We start from the raw sequence: 17,479 nt of genomic DNA on the forward strand, positions 1-17,479 counted from the left end.
TCAAGACGCACAGATCATAATGTGAAGGAGTGCTGCTGTAGCCCAAACACCAGTTATGCCTTCAACTCCCGCTCCACCAGCGCCACCCAATAAGCCGCCCCGTATCCAAGCGCCCCATCGTTGAAATCATAAGCCGTATTGTGATGCAACGCCCCGTCCACCGCCGGCCCATTGCCGAGCCAGACGTAACAACCCGGCGCATTCTGCGCGAAGAAAGCGAAATCGTCGCCCGCCGTCGACGGCGGAAAGCTTGTCAGCACCTTTCCGCCGAACGCCGATCGGGCCGCTGCGAGCGCCCGCGCGGTCGCATCCGGATCATTGATGACAGGCGGAATCCGCCGCTCGAATGCATAGTCGACTGATATGCCGTACATAGAAGCAGTGCCATGCGCCAATCGGCCGATCTCGGTCTCCAATTGATCGCGCACCTCGGGCGAATAAGCTCGCGCCGTTCCGCCGATCTCGACCATATCCGGAATGACGTTCAGCGCCTTCGGGTCACCTGCCTGCAAGGAGCAGGCGCTGACGACGGCCGGCTGCAGCGGATCGACCACCCGTCCGACGATCGTCTGCAGCGACGACAGGAAAGTGCCGGCGGCCGTGATCGAATCGCGGCCGAGATGTGGCTTGGCGCCGTGTGTGCCGGTCCCACGAAAGGTCGTGCGCCAGCTATCGGAGGAGGCAAGCTGCGGCCCCTCGACCACGGCGATCTCATCGACCGCAAGTCCTGGCATATTGTGCAATCCATAAACGGCATCGCAAGGAAAAAGCCGAAACAGCCCCTCCTCGACCATGCGCCTGGCTCCGCCCCGCCCCTCTTCGGCGGGTTGGAAGATGAAATGCACCGTGCCGGAAAAATTCCGAGTCACCGCCAGATGCCGCGCGGCGCCAAGAAGCATCGCCGTATGTCCATCGTGCCCACAGGCGTGCATCTTGCCGGGTATGGTCGATTTATAAGGCCGCTCCACCAGCTCGGGCATGGCGAGCGCATCCATATCGGCGCGTAGCCCGATCCTGCGCGCGCCCCTCCCGACCTGCAACGTACCGACCACGCCGGTGCCGCCGAGGCCGCGATGCACGGTGATACCGGCATCATCGAGAAGCCTCGCGACGATGCCGGCGGTGCGCTCTTCCTCGAAACCAAGTTCGGGATGGGCGTGCAGGTCGCGGCGCAAGGCCATGAGAAACGGCAGATCGTCCTCGATCCGGGCGGGAATGCTCATCGGGCGATGCTCCTGGGGCCTGGATATCCTGTCATGCGAAACGGGCACCCAACCGGCGCCCGCCTCAGATCATCCGTTGTTCATCAAACAAGGCGCGAGTTCAACCCTTACGCCTCTTCGACGAACACCTCCTCGCGCTTCTTCTTGACGCTCGGCAGGAAGACGACGATGAGGACGGCAACCGCAATGGCCAGAAGAATGGCGCTGATCGGCCGCGTGACGAAAGTCGTCGGATCGCCGCGCGAGAGGATCATGGCCCGCCGCAGGTTCTCCTCGAGCAGCGGCCCGAGCACGAAGCCGAGCAGAAGCGGCGCCGGCTCGCAGCGAAGCTTGGCCAGCACATAGCCGATGAGCCCGAAGAAGGCGACGGCATAGAGGTCGTAGACGTTGGCATTAACGCTGTAGACCCCGATCGAGCAGAAAGCCATGATGACCGGGAAGAGCACGTAGTAAGGCACGGTCAACAATTTCACCCAGAGCCCGATCAGCGGCAGGTTGAGGATGACCAGCATCAGGTTGCCGATCCACATCGAGGCGATGATGCCCCAGAACAGCGCCGGCTGCTCGGTGGCGACATTCGGACCCGGCACGATGCCCTGAATGATCATCGCGCCGATCATCAGCGCCATGACGGGATTGGCAGGAATGCCGAGCGTGAGCAGCGGAATGAACGAGGTCTGCGCACCGGCATTGTTTGCCGATTCCGGCCCTGCGACGCCGGCAACCGCACCCTTGCCGAATTCCTCCGGCGTCTTCGACATCCGCTTTTCCACCGTATAGGAGGCGAAGGAGGCAAGGATGGCGCCACCGCCCGGCAGGATGCCGAGCGCCGAACCGATCGCCGTGCCGCGAATGACCGGTGCGATCATCTCCTTGAATTCCTGGCGCGACGGCAGCAGGCCGGACACCTTGGCCATCAGCACCGTGCGTGTCGATTCGCCCTCGAGGTTGCGCAGGATTTCCGCCACCCCGAAAACGCCGACGGCGAGCGCCACGAAATTCAGCCCGTCTGCATATTCACGGATGCCGAGCGTGAAGCGCGGCGTGCCGGTATAGATGTCGGTGCCGACAAGGCCGAGCAGCAGCCCGAGCGCCACCATCGCTAAGGCCTTGACAACGGAACCATGCGCCAGTGCGATCGAGGAGACGAGGCCGACGATCATCAGCGAGAAATATTCCGCCGAGCCGAATTGCAGCGCGATTGCGGTGAGCGGCGGCGCGAAGATCGCGACGAGAAAGGTCGACACGGTGCCAGCGAAGAACGAGCCGAGCGCGGCGATCGCAAGCGCTGCGCCGGCCCGGCCTTTGCGCGCCATCTGGTAACCGTCGATCGCGGTGACGGCCGAGGAAGATTCGCCCGGCATGTTGATGAGGATCGCCGTCGTCGAGCCACCATACTGCGCGCCGTAATAGATGCCGGCGAGCATGATGAGCGACGAAACCGGCTCGAGCTGGAAGGTGATCGGCAAGAGCATGGCGATCGTCGCCGTGGCGCCGATGCCGGGCAGCACGCCGATCAGCGTGCCGAGCAGCACGCCGATCAGGCAGAAGAACAGGTTTTCCGGAGTGCCGGCTGTCGCAAAGCCGAGCGCGAGATTGCTGAAAAGATCCATCATCGCCTCCTAGAACCGGACCCAGGGGCCGAAACGCTCGAACGGCAAGCCGAGCCCGTAGCTGAACACCGCGACCGAAAAGATCGTCAGCAGCAACGACAGCACGATCGCAAAGAACAGGTTCATCTTTTGCGATGCGAAACAGGCGATGAAGGCGGTGAGGAACAAGGACGGTGCGAAGCCGAGCCCGCGCACGGTCAGCCCGAAAAAGACTGGCGCCGGCAGGATGAAGAGCATGCCGCGCCAGGCAAACGGGTCGATCGGCTCGCCCTCGACCCGAAGGGCCTGAATGAAGATGATCGCACCGAGAAGCACGAGCACACCGGCAAGCAGCAACGGAAAATAGCCTGGCCCCATACGCACCGTCGTGCCGAGGTCGAGCCCCAGCGACTGGATGGCGAAGAAAGCCCCGGAGGCGACGAAAAGCGCGCCGCAGATCGCATTGGTGGTATCGAAACTGATGGATTTCATGGTGTCTCCTGGGGTTGGAGATGGTTCACGTCACGCCGCGGCAAAGGAGCTAGCCCCTCATCCGCCTGCCGCCACCCTCTCCCCGTAAACGGGGGTCCGGAGGACGGGTCCAGACAAGTGGCTCGACCCCAGTAGGTTAGGATGAGGGGCTCGTCCGGCATGCCCGGACGAGGACAAGCCTTAGTCGGCATATTCGCCAGCGGCCTCGATCACCGTTTTCCAACGGGCGATCTCGCTTTCGAGCTTGGCTTTCAGTGCGGCCGGCGTCGCATCGGCGTCTGAGGATGGTGCGGTGCCGAGCTCGGCAAAGCGGGCGCCGACATTCGGATCCTTCAGCGCCACCTGCAGCGATTTCGACAGACGCTCGTTGATCTCGGCCGGCGTGCCCTTCGGCGTATAGATGCCATGCCAGATGCCGACTTCAAAACCCGGCAGGCCGGCTTCGACGGCCGTCGGAATGTCCTTCATCACGTCGAGGCGCTTGGGCGAGGTTACGGCATAAGCCTTGATCGTGCCGCCCTGGATCTGCTTGGTCGTGTTGGTCGTCTGGTCGCACATGACGTCGACCTGGCCGCCGAGCAGGTCGGTCATGGCAGGGCCGGTACCCTTGTAGGGCACGGTCGTCAGCGGTGTCTGGATGGCGCTCATGAACATCATGCCGCAGAGATGCGAAGCCGCACCGATGCCGGCATTGGCGACCGTCACCTTGTCCTTGTTGGCCTTGATATAGTCGATCAGCCCCTTGAGGTCGGTCGGCTCCATGTCCTTGCGTGCAACGATCGTCATCGGCACTTCGGTGACGAGGCCGACATAATCGAAAGCGCCGAGCGTGTCGTAGGCGAGCTTGCGGTAGAGCGTGGCGCTGGTCGCCATGCCGATATGGTGCAGCAGAATGGTGTAACCGTCGGGATCGGCATTTGCCACGCGGCCGGCGCCGAGCGTGCCGCCGGCGCCGCCGACATTTTCGACGACGATCTGCTGGCCGAGATCCTTCGACATGGATTCTGCGACCAGGCGCGCCACGGTGTCGGTCGGGCCGCCGGCCGCAAACGGCACGACCATGGTAATGGTGCGCTCGGGATAGGTCTGCGCCGAAGCGACGCCGGCGAGAAGAGAGACCGCGGCAGCCGCGGTCAGGCCGAGCATGGCCTTCAGTATTTTCATCGTTTCCTCCCTGATGAAACAAGCAAGCCCGCCGACACATCCTCCGCGCCGGTTGGGATGGCCTATTTGCCGCCGGGAAAAATCGACCTGCAATCATTGCAGCCGCTTTCGAAAGGCGATTTTGCAAAAGTGCAATGCAGCATGGGTCGATTCGGAAACAAACGGCCGGTGCGATGGGTGGAAATCCACCCATCGCACCGGAGGACAATCGACTTGAGATTGGAAAGAGTGCGCGGCCACAGCCGGAATCGTCACTCGGAAAACAGGCATTTTCCGAAAGCAGTCAGCTTTCGATAATCATCATCCGCTTGTCGAGACCGTATTTCTGCATCTTTTCATAGAGGGTCTTGCGGGAAATGCCGAGTGACTCATAGACCGCCTTGAGGCTGCCGCCATGCGCCACCAGCGCGGTTGCAATCACCCCTCGCTCGAATTCAGCGACGCGTTCCGCAAGCCCCGTCGCCTCCTCGGCCTGCCGCCCGCCATTGTCGAGACCGAGGACCAGCCGGTCGGCGGCGTTCCTCAATTCACGCACATTGCCGGGCCAGTCGCGTTGGGCAATGTCGGAGATCACCTCCGGCGGCACGGGCATCTCGTCGCGGCCGTAGCGGGCCGCCGCCTCCCGCACCAGTTGCAGGAAAAGCAGCGGAACGTCCGCCCGCCGCTGCGACAGCGACGGCACGTGCAGCGTCGCAACGTTCAGCCGATAGAAGAGGTCGGCGCGGAAGCGCCCGGCTGCCACCTCCGCCTCCAGATCGACCTTGCTTGTGGCGATGAACCGCACGTCGAGCGCCACCACTTCGTTCGATCCGAGCCGCGAGATCACCCGCTCCTGCAGTACCCGCAGGAACTTGGCCTGCAGGTCGAAGGGCATGGAGCCGATCTCGTCGAGCAGGATCGTGCCGCCGCGCCCGTGTTCGAATTTTCCGTAGCGCGGCCTCACCGCGCCCGGAAAGGCCCCCACCTCATGGCCGAAGAGTTCGCTCTCGATCAGGTTTGCCGGCAGTGCGGCGCAATTGATCGCGATGAACGGCCGGCTTGCCCGGGCGCTGATATCGTGGAGCGCCCGGGCCACCACTTCCTTGCCGGCTCCCGTTTCGCCGACGATAAGCGTATCGGCATCGCTCGCCCCGATCGCCCGGATACGGTAGCGCAAATCCACCATCACCTGCGTGCGCCCCGGCAGCCGCGCCTCGATATCGTCGCGTTTGCCGGCGACCGCTTTCAGCAGCCGGTTTTCGAGCACGAGGCCGCGCCGCTCCATCGCCCGGCGGATGACGCCGGCAAGCATTTCGGGCGTGAACGGCTTCTCGATGAAATCATAGGCGCCTTCGCGCATCGCCTTCACCGCGAGCTGCACGTCGCCGTGGCCGGTGACAAGAATGACCGGTACCTCTGGATCGAGCTCGCGGATCTTCTGCATCAGCGTCATGCCGTCCATGCCGGGCATGCGGATGTCGCTGACGACGACACCGGGAAAGCTGTAGCCGATCAGCTCCAGCACGTGGTCGCCGTTCGAAAAGGTCTCGACGCTGAAGCCGGAGAGCTCCAACGCCTGCGCCGTCGAGCGGCGCAATTCCTCCTCGTCGTCAACCAGCAGGATCTTCGCATCGTTCATTCCGCCGCCTCCGGCATCAGCCCTGCCGCCGACTGCAGCTCGATGCGGAACACCGCGCCCCCTTCGGGATGATTGGCCGCCTCAAGGCTGCCGCCAAAATCCTTGATGATGTTGTAGGAGATCGAAAGCCCGAGGCCGAGCCCCTTGCCGACGCCCTTCGTCGTGAAGAAGGGATCGAAGATACGCTGGGCAATCGCCGCCGGCACGCCCGGCCCGTGATCCCGCACCGTCAGCACCACTTTGCCGGCCTCCTCGAAGGCCGAAACCTCGATACGCCTGTCGTCCAGCCCTTCCACCGCATCGGCCGCATTCGAGATCACGTTCACCAGCACCTGTTGCAGACGCACCGAACCGGCGCGCACGACGGGCGGACGTGGGCCTAGATCGAGCAGGAGTTCGGCATCCGCCGCCTTTAGCCGCCAGGCGATGATCTCGAGCGTGTCATGCATCGCTTCGTCGAGAGAAACCGAGCCGAGCTTCTCGTTCGGTTTGCGGGCGAAGTTGCGCAGGTGCCGGCTGATCGCCGCCATGCGGTCGATGAGCCCGCCGATACGCCGGATATTGTCCCGCGCCTCCTCCGTCCGGCCCCGATCGATGAGCACGGAGGCGCTGTCCGTATAGGTCTTCGCCGCGGCGAGCGGCTGGTTGAACTCGTGCGAAAGAGCGGCCGACATCTGTCCGAGGCCGGCGAGCTTTCCGGCCTGGATCAGATCGGCCTGTGTCTGGCGGAGCTGTTGCTCGGTCAGGCGCCGCTCGGCGATCTCTTCTTCAATGCGGCTGTTGACGCGGGCAAGATCGGCTGTGCGTTCCTCGACGCGCCGCTCCAGCTCGTTGCGGGCGTCGGCCTGCATCTGCATGCGCTCGGCAAGCCGCGCCCGCCGCTGGCGAATGACCGCGACTGCGAGCCCGGCAATGCAGAGGATGAGAAAGACCGCCGCAAGCGCGGTGCGCGCCTGGGCGCGGATGGAACTCGTCTCCATCAGCACGTTCACGGTCCAGTCCTCGGCCGGCATGTAATGCGAGAGCACCAGATATTCGCTCGAGCCGCGCTCGCCGGCGAGCGTCATCAACTCATGCGGCTCTAAGCGCTGACGCGTCACCGGCAACGCCGTCAGCCTGGCATTGGCATACCGCCGCGACGCTTCGGTGCGTGCGATGCGATCGGCCGTCAGCGGCAGGATGGCGCCATAGAGCCATTCGGGGCTGCCGGACATGAAGATGATGCCCTCCGGATCGGAGACGAAGATCTTGTATTCGCCGCCGCCCCAGGAGGATTCGATCATGTCGATATCGACTTTGAAAACGATGACGCCCCGAATATCCGCGCCGGTCCGGATCGGCGCGGCAAAATAATAGCCGCGCTTCAGCGAGGTGGTGCCGAGCGCGTAGAACCTTGCCTGCCGGCCTGCGATCGCATCCTGAAAATAGGGCCGGTAGCTGAAATTCTGTCCGACGAAGCTTCCCGGTCCGTCGTAATTGCTCGCCGCGATCGTCTCGCCATCCGGTTTGACCACATAGATGTCGGAGGATTTCAGCAGCCCGTTGATCTCCTTGAGATAGAGATTGGCGGCATCGCGTAGCGCCGCATCCTCAGGCGCGCTCACCAGTTCCTTGATGTCGTCGTGATCGGCAATCAGCGCCGGCAGCGCCTCGTAGCGGTTGAGGTGGCCGCTGAGCGCCGACACGGCAAGGCGCAGCGCCGTTCCTGCCTGCGCCGAGGCTTCCCCCATATAAGCGCGTGTCGCAATCGCGCTTCCATAGGTGAAGAAGGCGAAGATGATCAGCGGCACCATGAGCAACGCCGCTATCGCACGATATCTCGAAGACAGATCCGGCTCCTCCCCTTTCTGCCTCCACTCCCCAGCAAGGCATACCCAACAACGGCAAGTCTAGCGCATCGGCCCGAAAATCGGAATCGATTTTCAGAAAGCACGACGCGTAGATTCAAAATGCTAGAGCGTCCTTTGTGCGTCCGAAAGGACGTACAAAGGACGCTCTAATAACCCCGGCAAGGTTTTCCAAGGGCCTGCCGAAACTTGACACTTAACGAGCGCGGATATCCTATTGCTGCATCGCAAGGAAGCCCATCATGAGCGACGATCAGACCCCCGCCGACAGCAAGCTCACCACATCCAAGCGTCGCTGGGCGGCCGAGGGCAAGTTCCTGACCGGCCGCATCAGCCGACCTGAAACCGAGCGTTTGCCGCCCGGCCAGCACCTCGTCAAAAACTGGCCGGTGCTCGATCTCGGCCAGCAGCCTGTTGTCTCCACAGAGACTTGGCGGCTCGACGTGCGCGGCCTCGTCGAAACACCGCTCACCCTCACCTGGGCCGCCTTCCAGGCGATCGAGCAGAGCACCAGGATGAGCGATATTCACTGCGTCACCACATGGTCGCGCTACGACAACAAATGGAAGGGCGTTTCGACGCGCGATCTTCTCGACCTCGCCATGCCGAAACCCGAAGCTGGTTACGTCATGCTGACGAGTTATGACGGCTATACCACCAACCTGCCGCTCGCCGATTTCGCCGCCGAGGATGCGATCCTTGCCACCGCCTGGGAAGGCCTGCCGCTGACGCCGGAACACGGCGGCCCGATGCGCCTGGTCGTGCCGCATCTCTATTTCTGGAAGAGCGCCAAATGGCTGCGCCGCATCGAGCTGATGCCCGACGACGAAGCCGGCTTCTGGGAAAAGAACGGCTACCATATCTACGGCGATCCATGGCGCGAGCAGCGCTATTCCGACGATTGAGCCTTCGGCCGCAGGAAGTGGCGAAGCCCAAAAAAACCAAGGCCGAACAATGCAGCGAGCCCGGTCAGCGACGCCATGCTGGCTGGATGAAGTGGCACCTTGCCCCAGTGTGGCTTGATGACATCGGCGGTGTTGAAGGCCTCGCCGCTGAACCGGCAGGTGACGAGCGCAAGGCCGCGCCGCGTCATGTCGGCGTCGACGGCGGAAATGATTTCATTCGCGGCAGCCCTCTCTTGCGGCATCTCGCGCATCGACAGCAAGACCGCCTTGGCCGCCGCGAGATAGGCATGGGCGCATTCGTTGAACGGGCTTTCCTCGTCCGTCACGCTGCCCGGCACCCGGCCCCAGAGACAATAGGAATACTGGATCTCGGCATAGTTCAGGACGCGGCGGAACGGCTCGTTGGTATCGACTGCACGGGAAGCAAGATCGATGATCCCACTGCGATAGTCTGCAATCACCGCCATCTCGCCATGGGAAATTTCCGGAATATCCAGTCCGGTATGGCTGCCGCCGCCGCTAGGGCTATGGGCAAGAGCGCTTCCAGCAACCACACAAAAAAAGACGGCGGTGGCTAACGCCGTCGACACGAGTGGTATGGTTCTGCTGCTTGTCATGGCCGCCCGAAAAGTTCAGGGCGCCGGCAAGCGGCGCCCTTCGATGCGTTCAGTGAAATGCCGTTGCCGGCCGGCCGCGTTGACCGTCCTTAACGGCAAGCCGCTTTTCCGCCAGCACTCCGAAGGTAAGGCCCAAGGTTGTCCAGAGGATCACATGCATGCCGAGCGAAGTCGTGCGGAACCGCCAGAGGACCATCGCCGAGAAGTTCTCCGGCAGCTCGTTGATCGGCGGCAGCAGATAGAGCACGACGCCGATGAAGACGAGATAAGCGATGCCGGCGATGATCGCGCCATTCCAGAGACCGAAACGCTCCGCGAGGCGGCGCGACAGCGCCACCGCGGCAATCAGCGCGGCGAGCGAGACGACGATCATCAGGAAGAACAGTTCGGTCCTGACGCCGATCGTATCGGGATTGCCGACCGCCGGCGGGTTGGCCGGATACTTGATACCGGGAACGAGGACGATCGCCACGAAGGCGGCAATGGCGATGACGGCCGAGGTGCCGCGCGCCGAAAGGCTGCTGAAACGGCCGTGCACGAAAGCGAAGGCGAGAGCGAAGAGCCCGCCAACGGCAACGCTGTAGGCCATGACGCCGGTGAAAAGGCCGAGACCGGCCTGCGTGGCGCGGCTGACGATTTCAGGTTCGGCAGCTTCACCGGCCGCCTGGGCACTCGCCTCCTCGAAGGCGATCGCCGCATCGACCAGCGGCTCGCCGAAGATATGCGCAAAAGCGAAAACGAGGATGCCAGCAATCAGGCCCGCGAGCATGCCGCGAAGCAGAAGATTTCCAACCATGTCAGGAACTCCCCTAAAGCATGTCGCGCAAAAGTGTGCAGCGATTTTGCGATAACGACATGCGAAAACAAAGACCTAAAGTGAGGCGCGAATCTGAAAGATCGCGACGCGCTTTAGTGGCAGGGAAAGCCGAGGAGATGACGGCCGTCATGCACGAATTCGTGCACATACATCCCGTTGAACAGCGCCATCGCGCCTTCCTCGGTGCCGACAAAATAGAGAACGATGAGCATCAGCAGGCCACCGAAGATCGCCCATGGCAGGATCTCTCCCAGGGGGATCGGCGCCGGTGCCGCGACGGGCGCAAAAGTGGTGTCAGACATGTATTCCTCCGGGAATGACGCGTTCAGTCGAAAGAGTGCTTGTGCAGTAGGGTCTGACTTCCAGCGCGAAGAGCTTTCGACACGCTGGTCACAGTGGCGCGACCGCGCCGGATTTCCACCGGCTTCCAAACCCGCAACAGCACGGTTATATCTGCACGCCGAAGAGACTGTCAACGAAACTTCACAAGCCGGCCAAGGGCCGTCCTGCGCCGCTACAGCCGCACTCCGGGAGATCAGAACGACCGTGAATACGCGCCTCACCTGGATCTGCCACGGCGCGACGATGGCGAGCCGCAAGGCCCTGTTCCCGCTCGACGAACCGCTGGAAGGCAAGGCGGCGGAAGAAGCCGACAGGATGGCCGCCCTGCCCCGCGCCGATCGCGTTGCCACGAGCCCCGCTTTGCGCGCCCGCCAGACTGTTGACGCGCTCCGCCTCCAAGCCCGGATCGATCCGGCGCTTCGCGACTGCGACCATGGCCGCTGGGCCGGCAGATCGATCGCCGCGATAGAGGCGGAAGAGCCTGAGAACCTCATGGCCTGGATGAGCGATCCGGAAGCGGCCCCGCATGGCGGCGAGAGCCTTCTTGATTTGAGAACACGCGTCGCCGACTGGATGGAGAGCGAATCCGCCCTCGGCGGCCATGTGATCGCCGTCAGTCACGCAGCCGTCATCCGGGCGGCGGTCGCCCATGTGCTTCAGGCGCCGCTCTCCTCTTTCTGGCTGAGCGACATCGAGCCGCTCGCCGTCATTCGCATGACCAGCAATGGACGACGCTGGTCTCTGCGCTTCCAGCATTAGAGCGCCGTGCGTCCTTTCGGACGCACAAGGACGCTCGGACACTTTCAATCCTCGCATCGCGCTGTCCGAAAATCGATTCCGATTTTCGGACCGATGCTTTAGCGAGTCCTGATCATATCCAGCCTTACACAAGCAAATCGCGTCATCTCTGTTGAACCCGGTTTCGCGGGGACTACTTCCTTATCCCAAGGAGATGGAAGAATGACATATGATTGGAGTGGGGAGCGCACGCGGCGCCTGCGTTTGATGCGTGTCGCCACAGTCACAGTTCTGGTCGGTCTCATCGTCAGCGTCCCGCTGCTGATCGTCACCGCCTGAAGCACGAAAAAGGGCGAGCGATGCCATGGCACGCTCGCCTTCGTTTTTTCCGCACCTGCCATTCTGCCAACCACGAAGAGGGCTCGCTCGGCGTTTTCCTCTGGCGCCAACGGTCTCTCGACGGCACATCAGGAGGCTGCCGCCTCCGATAATTCGCCTTCTGGTTTCAACGAACATTTCAGACTTTCGTGCTACTTCCGCGAAGGGTGGAGATGGAGAAGGCGCAGTGCCGGTATTTTTCCAGAGCAGGGCCGGAAGGCAATGTGTTTCGATCGTCGGGTTCGGGATTACTCTCTGGCTCCTCTGCACCCTGTTGCAGCTTGACGACAGCCTTGTCTACTTCATGACCGGTTTCGGCGAGTACGGCGCCGACAAGCTCGTTCTGGCGCTCGGCATCGCCGGCGCCATGAGCTTCATCTATTCGGTGCTGCGCATAGCCGACCTGCGCAAGGAAACGGAACTGCGCGCCACCGCCCAGGCAAAGGCCGATTGGACCGCAACCCACGACCATCTCACCAAACTGCCGAACCGCTACGCCTTCGAGCGCAAGATCCTCTCGCGGCCGATCAAGGACGATGAGGCCGAGATCGAGGAGTGGGATCGCAACGTCACTCTCTTCTCCGTCGACCTCGACGGTTTCAAGAAAGTCAACGATCTCGTGGGCCACAAGGGCGGCGACGTCCTGTTGATCGAGGTTGCCAGACGCATCTGTGCACTCGGCAATGCCGATTGCGTCTATCGCTTCGGCGGCGACGAATTCATCGTCGTCGCCTTCGCCCTGACGGCGCAGCGCGAGGAGCGTTTTGCCAAGCTGCTGATCCAGGCGGTCACCCGGCCGATCCATATCGATGGCTTTGCCGTCGAGGTCGGCGCCAGCGTCGGCTACGACCGCTGGGCCGAGGGAGCCGAACCACTGGAAGACGCCGCCCACCGTGCCGACCTCGCCATGTATGAGGCGAAATCACGCGGACCGAACCACTATTTCGTCTTCGAACCTTCGATGCAGGACAAGGTGACCGAACGCGCCGCACTGGAAACCAGGCTGCGCGCCGCGATCTCCAACAAGGCGATCAAACCCTTCTACCAGCCGCTGATCGATCTGAAGACCGGCCAGCTCTGCGGCTTCGAGGCGCTGGCGCGCTGGATCGGCGACGATGGCGTCAACATCCCGCCGCCTGTTTTCATCGGCATCGCCGAGGAAACCGGCATGATCACTGCATTGTTCGAGGATCTTCTCGCCCAGGCCTGCAGCGACGCACTCACCTGGCCGGAGCATGTGATGTTGTCTTTCAACGTCTCGCCGGTGCAGATGGAAGACAGGCTGCTGACCTCCCGCATCCTCAAGGTGCTTTCGGCAAGCCGGTTGCCGCCGCAGCGCCTGGAAGTGGAGATCACCGAAAACGCGCTGATCCAGGATCCCGCCATCGCCGCCGTCATTCTCGACGAACTGCATGCGGCCGGCATCCAGATCGCGCTCGACGATTTCGGCACCGGCTATTCGAGCCTCGCCCAGCTCGCCCGCTATCGTTTCGACAAGATCAAGATCGACAAAAGCTTCATCGCCACCTATCGCGACGACGAACGCCAGGAAAAGATCGTCCGCGCCATGCTCGGCCTCGGCCGGAGCCTCAACATCAAGACGACCGCGGAAGGCGTCGAGGAGCATGGGCAGCTCGCCTTCCTGCTGCAGCTCGGCTGCGACATCGGCCAGGGCTATCTCTTCGGCAAGGCGATGCCCGCCGCCGAGGCGGGCATCTTCATCAGCGATCGCAATGCCAGTCTGGCCTCGACGGCCTGACGGGACGTCTTAAAACACCTGGCGCAGGATCACGAAGGGCACGAAGGGCACGAAGGCGATCGCAATCGAGGCCGGCAGCGTCAGCACCCAGGCCATCAGCATGTCGCGCACGGTCGACCATTGCAGGCCGGAACCGTTCGCCGCCATGGTGCCGGCGACGCCTGACGACAGCACACGCGTGGTCGAGACCGGCAGGCCGAGATGATCGGCCGAAGCGATGGTGACCATCGCACGACTTCGGCTGCCGCGCGGCGGCAAAAACACGTGGAGGCCCGAATATTCCCTTTCCGTCAGGAGGCCCGACGCTAAGTTCAGCTATCGTCACGCCCGCGCGGAGTCTGAGAATGTCATCGACCGACCTCCTCCTGACCTTCAATGCCGGTTCCTCGACCGTCAAGATCGGCATTTTTACGATGGAGGGTGATGCGGCGCGACGCCTCGGCAAGGGCGTGATCGATTTCCGCGCCGAACCGCTCTCGCTCGGCCTGACCAGGGGATCGCAGACATTCGAGATGCCATTGAAGGCCGAAATGACGGAAGACCTGCACGGCGTTATCGACGAGACCTTGGCGCATCTCGCCGACCATTTCGACACGACCGCCACACGCGCCGCCGGCCACCGCGTCGTCCATGGCGGCGATCGCTTCACGAAGGTGATCGCCCTCGACGACGCAGCAATCGATGCGATCGATGCGCTGACCCCGCTTGCGCCCCTGCACCAGCCGCAGGCGCTGCGTTTCATCCGCGCGCTCCGGCATCTGAAGCCGCATCTCACCCAGACGGCCTCCTTCGACACCGCCTTCCATGCCACGCAGGACGATCTCGTTCGCCGCTTCGCCATTCCCCGTGCGCTGCATGACGAGGGCGTCAAGCGCTACGGCTTCCACGGCCTCTCCTATAAATTCATCGCCGGCGAGCTTGCCCGCAAGGCGCCACGCGCGGCAAAGACCGTCGTCGCCCATCTCGGCAGCGGCGCCAGCCTCTGCGCGCTGGACGGCGGCGTCAGCCGCGATTGCAGCATGGGCTTTTCGACGCTCGACGGCATCCCGATGGCGACACGCCCAGGCCCGCTCGATCCCGGCGTTATCCTGCATCTGGCCGGAGAGAGAAAACAGTCCTTCGAGGCGATCGAAGACCTGCTCTATCACCGCTCCGGCCTGCTCGGCGTCTCCGGCATCAGCGCCGATACGCGCGATCTGCTGAAGGATGGACGGCCGGAGGCGCGTCAGGCGATCGACCTCTTTACGTTGCGCATCGCCGGCGAGATCGGCCGCATGGCGGCGACACTCGGCGGCCTTGACGCCATCGTCTTCACCGCCGGTATCGGCGAACATCAACCGGCGATCCGCGCCGGCGTTGCCAAGCGGCTGTCCTGGCTTGGCCTTGCGATCGACGAAAAGGCCAATGCCGCCAATGATTTCACGATCAGCACTGGGGAAAGCCGCATCGCCGCTCATGTCATCGCCACCGATGAGGAGCAGGTCATCGCCGACGAGGCGCTGACCCTTCTTCGTGGTGGATGATCCAGATCAATAACAGGCTGACGCCGGCCGATAGAATTGACGTTGAACACGTTTTCGAACGGGAGAAATCCATGGAAAAGCATGTCTCGACCGCCCTGGCCGATGCCGAACTCACCCTGATCGACCGCTATTGGCGCGCCGCCAACTATCTCTCGGTCGGTCAGATTTATCTGCTCGCCAATCCGCTGCTGCGCGAGCCGCTGAAACCGGAGCACATCAAACCCCGCTTGCTCGGCCATTGGGGCACGACACCCGGCCTCAACTTCATCTATGCGCATCTGAACCGTCTCATCCGCGCTCGCGACCTCGATATCATCTACATGTGTGGCCCCGGCCATGGCGGACCGGGCATGGTCGCCAACACCTATCTCGAAGGCATCTACAGCGAAATCTATCCCGATATTTCCGAGGATACGGAGGGCATGCGCAGGCTCTTCCGGCAATTCTCCTTTCCTGGCGGCATTCCGAGCCACGCGGCACCCGAAACACCGGGCTCGATCCACGAGGGCGGCGAGCTCGGCTACGCCCTCGTCCATGCCTATGGCGCCGCCTTCGACAATCCCGATCTGATCGTCGCCTGCGTCGTCGGCGACGGCGAGGCCGAAACCGGGCCGCTGGCGGCGAGCTGGCATTCCAACAAGTTTCTGAACCCTGCCCGCGATGGCGCCGTGCTGCCGATCCTGCATCTGAACGGCTACAAGATCGCCAATCCGACCATTCTTGGCCGCGCCAGTCACGAGGATTTGCATAGCCTCTTTGAAGGCTATGGCTACGAGCCCTTCTTCGTCGAGGGTCACGAGCCGCGCGACATGCACCAGCAGATGGCCGCAACCTTCGACAGGGTCTTCGATCGCATTCGCGAAATCCAGGAGGAAGCACGCAATGGCAAGGCGCCCGATATCTGCCCGCGCTGGCCGATGATCGTGCTGCGCAGCCCGAAGGGCTGGACAGGACCGAAGGAGGTCGACGGCAAGAAGGTCAAAGGCTTCTGGCGCTCCCACCAGGTGCCGGTCTCCAACTGCCGCGAGAATGACGGCCATCGCAAGATCCTCGAGGACTGGATGCGCAGCTATGATCCGAAAGACCTGTTCGGCGCCGACGGCCGGCTGAAACCGGAACTGCGGGCGCTGGCACCGGCCGGCGAACGCCGCATGGGCGCCAATCCGCACGCCAATGGCGGATTGCTGCGCAAGGAGCTCGATGTTCCCGATATCAGCGCCTATGCGGTCGAGATAGGCAAGCGCGGCAGCGCCATGGTGCAGTCGACGGAAATCCTCGGCCATTATCTGCGCGACACGATGAAGCGCAATGCGGAGGCCGCCAACTTCCGTATCTTCGGTCCTGACGAAACGGAATCAAACCGTCTCGGCAGCGTCTTCGAAGTCACCGACCGTGTCTGGATGGAGGATATCGAACCCTACGACATCCACCTCTCCCGCGACGGCCGTGTCATGGAGGTGCTGAGCGAACATCTCTGCCAGGGCTGGCTTGAAGGCTATCTGCTGACCGGCCGGCACGGCCTGTTCTCGTGCTACGAAGCCTTCATCCACATTATCGATTCCATGTTCAACCAGCACGCCAAATGGCTGAAGGTGACGCGCGAACTCGAATGGAGAAAGCCGATCTCGTCGCTCAACTACCTGCTGACCTCCCATGTCTGGCGCCAGGACCACAACGGCTTCAGCCACCAGGATCCCGGCTTCGTCGACCTCGTCGCCAACAAAAAGGCCGATATCGTCCGCATCTATCTGCCGCCGGATGCCAATACCCTGCTCTGGGTCGGCGACCATTGCCTGCGCACCTATGACCGCATCAACGTCATCGTCGCCGGCAAGCAGCCGGAGCCGCAATGGCTGTCGATGGACGAGGCGGTGAAACATTGCGAGGCCGGCATCGGCATCTGGCACTGGGCGAGCAACGAGGACGACACGATCCTGCCCGATCTCGTCATGGCCTGCGCCGGCGACGTGCCGACCATGGAGACGCTGGCTGCCGTCGATCTTCTGCGCAAGGCCATTCCGGAGCTGAAGATCCGCACCGTCAACGTCGTCGACCTCCTGGCGCTGCAATCCAGCGATCAACATCCGCACGGCCTGACCGACGGGGCCTTCGACGCGATCTTCACATCAGACAAGCCTGTCATTTTCGCCTATCACGGCTATCCCTATCTCATTCACCGCCTGACCTATAAGCGCACCAACCACCGCAACATCCATGTCCGCGGCTTCATCGAGGAGGGCACGACGACGACGCCCTTCGATATGACCGTCCTCAACGAACTCGACCGCTTCCATCTCGCCATCGAAGCGATCGAGCGTGTACCCGGCCTGAAAGAAAAGGCAGGCGAAGCGCTCGCCGCCTTCCGCGGCAAACTTGCGGAGCATCACGCCTATGTCCGCGAACATGGCGAGGACATGCCGGAGGTGCGGAACTGGACGTGGCCAGCGGCGTGAAGCGAAAACCA

Annotated in this window: 14 protein-coding genes, 1 pseudogene and 1 riboswitch; of the genes and pseudogenes, 5 read left to right on the top strand and 10 right to left on the bottom strand. The window is 62.7% G+C overall.

The features are described from left to right. Positions 1–53: 53 nt before the first annotated feature. From NE851_RS28880 to NE851_RS28905, 6 genes are all read right to left on the bottom strand, one after another. Positions 54–1,223: a M20 aminoacylase family protein gene (locus NE851_RS28880; protein ID WP_097545466.1), complete on the bottom strand. Its 1,170-nt coding sequence runs from the start codon at positions 1,221–1,223 to the stop codon at positions 54–56. 107 nt (positions 1,224–1,330) lie between these two features. After that, entirely contained in the window at positions 1,331–2,836 is a 1,506-nt protein-coding gene (locus NE851_RS28885) for a tripartite tricarboxylate transporter permease (protein ID WP_018243405.1), read from the bottom strand. Positions 2,837–2,845: 9 nt separating this feature from the next. Then, positions 2,846–3,307, bottom strand: a complete 462-nt coding sequence (locus NE851_RS28890; protein WP_029868283.1) for a tripartite tricarboxylate transporter TctB family protein — start codon at positions 3,305–3,307, stop codon at positions 2,846–2,848. A 180-nt stretch (positions 3,308–3,487) separates the two neighbouring features. Then, positions 3,488–4,471: a tripartite tricarboxylate transporter substrate-binding protein gene (locus tag NE851_RS28895; RefSeq protein WP_029868282.1), complete on the bottom strand. Its 984-nt coding sequence runs from the start codon at positions 4,469–4,471 to the stop codon at positions 3,488–3,490. 283 nt (positions 4,472–4,754) lie between these two features. Next, positions 4,755–6,089 carry a sigma-54-dependent transcriptional regulator gene (locus NE851_RS28900; RefSeq protein WP_029868281.1) on the bottom strand — a complete coding sequence of 445 codons (1,335 nt, stop codon included), beginning with the start codon at positions 6,087–6,089 and terminating at the stop codon, positions 4,755–4,757. Continuing rightward, entirely contained in the window at positions 6,086–7,882 is a 1,797-nt protein-coding gene (locus NE851_RS28905; RefSeq protein WP_254959512.1) for a sensor histidine kinase, read from the bottom strand. Before NE851_RS28905 ends, NE851_RS28900 begins: the two co-directional genes overlap by 4 nt. Before the next feature lie 296 nt (positions 7,883–8,178). Here NE851_RS28905 and NE851_RS28910 point away from each other — a divergent pair, with 296 nt between their 5' ends. Next, positions 8,179–8,841 carry a sulfite oxidase-like oxidoreductase gene (locus tag NE851_RS28910; protein ID WP_127430769.1) on the top strand — a complete coding sequence of 221 codons (663 nt, stop codon included), beginning with the start codon at positions 8,179–8,181 and terminating at the stop codon, positions 8,839–8,841. On the opposite strand, the gene NE851_RS28915 is transcribed toward NE851_RS28910, so the two are convergent. The 3 genes from NE851_RS28915 to NE851_RS28925 all read right to left on the bottom strand — a co-directional run bounded on the left by NE851_RS28915 (position 8,826) and on the right by NE851_RS28925 (position 10,577). Then, positions 8,826–9,458: a hypothetical protein gene (locus NE851_RS28915; protein WP_183904059.1), complete on the bottom strand. Its 633-nt coding sequence runs from the start codon at positions 9,456–9,458 to the stop codon at positions 8,826–8,828. The genes NE851_RS28910 and NE851_RS28915 overlap by 16 nt on opposite strands. Before the next feature lie 49 nt (positions 9,459–9,507). Continuing rightward, positions 9,508–10,254, bottom strand: coding sequence for a CbtA family protein (locus NE851_RS28920; protein ID WP_097543134.1), 747 nt, complete (start codon positions 10,252–10,254; stop codon positions 9,508–9,510). A gap of 113 nt (positions 10,255–10,367) precedes the next feature. Beyond that, a complete protein-coding gene (locus NE851_RS28925; RefSeq protein WP_047616573.1) occupies positions 10,368–10,577 on the bottom strand; it encodes a CbtB domain-containing protein in 210 nt (69 codons plus the stop codon). A 13-nt stretch (positions 10,578–10,590) separates the two neighbouring features. Further along, positions 10,591–10,733, bottom strand: a riboswitch (adenosylcobalamin (AdoCbl) riboswitch). A gap of 88 nt (positions 10,734–10,821) precedes the next feature. Between NE851_RS28925 and NE851_RS28930 the strand changes: the two genes are divergently transcribed. Together NE851_RS28930 and NE851_RS28935 are read left to right on the top strand one after the other, a co-directional pair. Then, the gene (locus NE851_RS28930; RefSeq protein ID WP_047616570.1) at positions 10,822–11,376 is read left to right on the top strand and encodes a histidine phosphatase family protein; all 555 of its coding nucleotides are present in this window, start codon (positions 10,822–10,824) and stop codon (positions 11,374–11,376) included. 544 nt (positions 11,377–11,920) lie between these two features. Continuing rightward, on the top strand, positions 11,921–13,492 hold the full coding sequence (locus tag NE851_RS28935) for a putative bifunctional diguanylate cyclase/phosphodiesterase (RefSeq protein ID WP_047616569.1): 1,572 nt from the start codon (positions 11,921–11,923) through the stop codon (positions 13,490–13,492). A gap of 9 nt (positions 13,493–13,501) precedes the next feature. Here the strand turns inward: NE851_RS28935 and NE851_RS28940 are convergent. Next, positions 13,502–13,723: pseudogene (locus NE851_RS28940) on the bottom strand (inorganic phosphate transporter); the annotation flags it as partial. A gap of 113 nt (positions 13,724–13,836) precedes the next feature. Here NE851_RS28940 and NE851_RS28945 point away from each other — a divergent pair. Together NE851_RS28945 and NE851_RS28950 are read left to right on the top strand one after the other, a co-directional pair. Next, a complete protein-coding gene (locus NE851_RS28945) occupies positions 13,837–15,015 on the top strand; it encodes an acetate/propionate family kinase (RefSeq protein ID WP_063475372.1) in 1,179 nt (392 codons plus the stop codon). A gap of 71 nt (positions 15,016–15,086) precedes the next feature. Beyond that, complete coding sequence (locus NE851_RS28950) at positions 15,087–17,468, top strand: phosphoketolase family protein (protein ID WP_127430766.1); 2,382 nt, start codon at positions 15,087–15,089, stop codon at positions 17,466–17,468. Positions 17,469–17,479 lie beyond the last annotated feature (11 nt).

The sequence above is a fragment of the Rhizobium anhuiense bv. trifolii genome, from assembly GCF_024346605.1.
Taxonomy (GTDB): domain Bacteria; phylum Pseudomonadota; class Alphaproteobacteria; order Rhizobiales; family Rhizobiaceae; genus Rhizobium; species Rhizobium anhuiense.

Bases quoted from the DNA above. Each gene is read 5' to 3' on its own strand.
- NE851_RS28895 (WP_029868282.1), bottom strand. From the start codon at position 4,471: ATGAAAATACTGAAGGCCATGCTCGGCCTGACCGCGGCTGCCGCGGTC.
- NE851_RS28910 (WP_127430769.1), top strand. From the start codon at position 8,179: ATGAGCGACGATCAGACCCCCGCCGACAGCAAGCTCACCACATCCAAG.
- NE851_RS28945 (WP_063475372.1), top strand. From the start codon at position 13,837: ATGTCATCGACCGACCTCCTCCTGACCTTCAATGCCGGTTCCTCGACC.
- NE851_RS28880 (WP_097545466.1), bottom strand. From the start codon at position 1,223: ATGAGCATTCCCGCCCGGATCGAGGACGATCTGCCGTTTCTCATGGCC.
- NE851_RS28885 (WP_018243405.1), bottom strand. From the start codon at position 2,836: ATGGATCTTTTCAGCAATCTCGCGCTCGGCTTTGCGACAGCCGGCACT.
- NE851_RS28950 (WP_127430766.1), top strand. From the start codon at position 15,087: ATGGAAAAGCATGTCTCGACCGCCCTGGCCGATGCCGAACTCACCCTG.
- NE851_RS28920 (WP_097543134.1), bottom strand. From the start codon at position 10,254: ATGGTTGGAAATCTTCTGCTTCGCGGCATGCTCGCGGGCCTGATTGCT.
- NE851_RS28915 (WP_183904059.1), bottom strand. From the start codon at position 9,458: ATGACAAGCAGCAGAACCATACCACTCGTGTCGACGGCGTTAGCCACC.
- NE851_RS28925 (WP_047616573.1), bottom strand. From the start codon at position 10,577: ATGTCTGACACCACTTTTGCGCCCGTCGCGGCACCGGCGCCGATCCCC.
- NE851_RS28905 (WP_254959512.1), bottom strand. From the start codon at position 7,882: ATGGTGCCGCTGATCATCTTCGCCTTCTTCACCTATGGAAGCGCGATT.
- NE851_RS28900 (WP_029868281.1), bottom strand. From the start codon at position 6,089: ATGAACGATGCGAAGATCCTGCTGGTTGACGACGAGGAGGAATTGCGC.
- NE851_RS28890 (WP_029868283.1), bottom strand. From the start codon at position 3,307: ATGAAATCCATCAGTTTCGATACCACCAATGCGATCTGCGGCGCGCTT.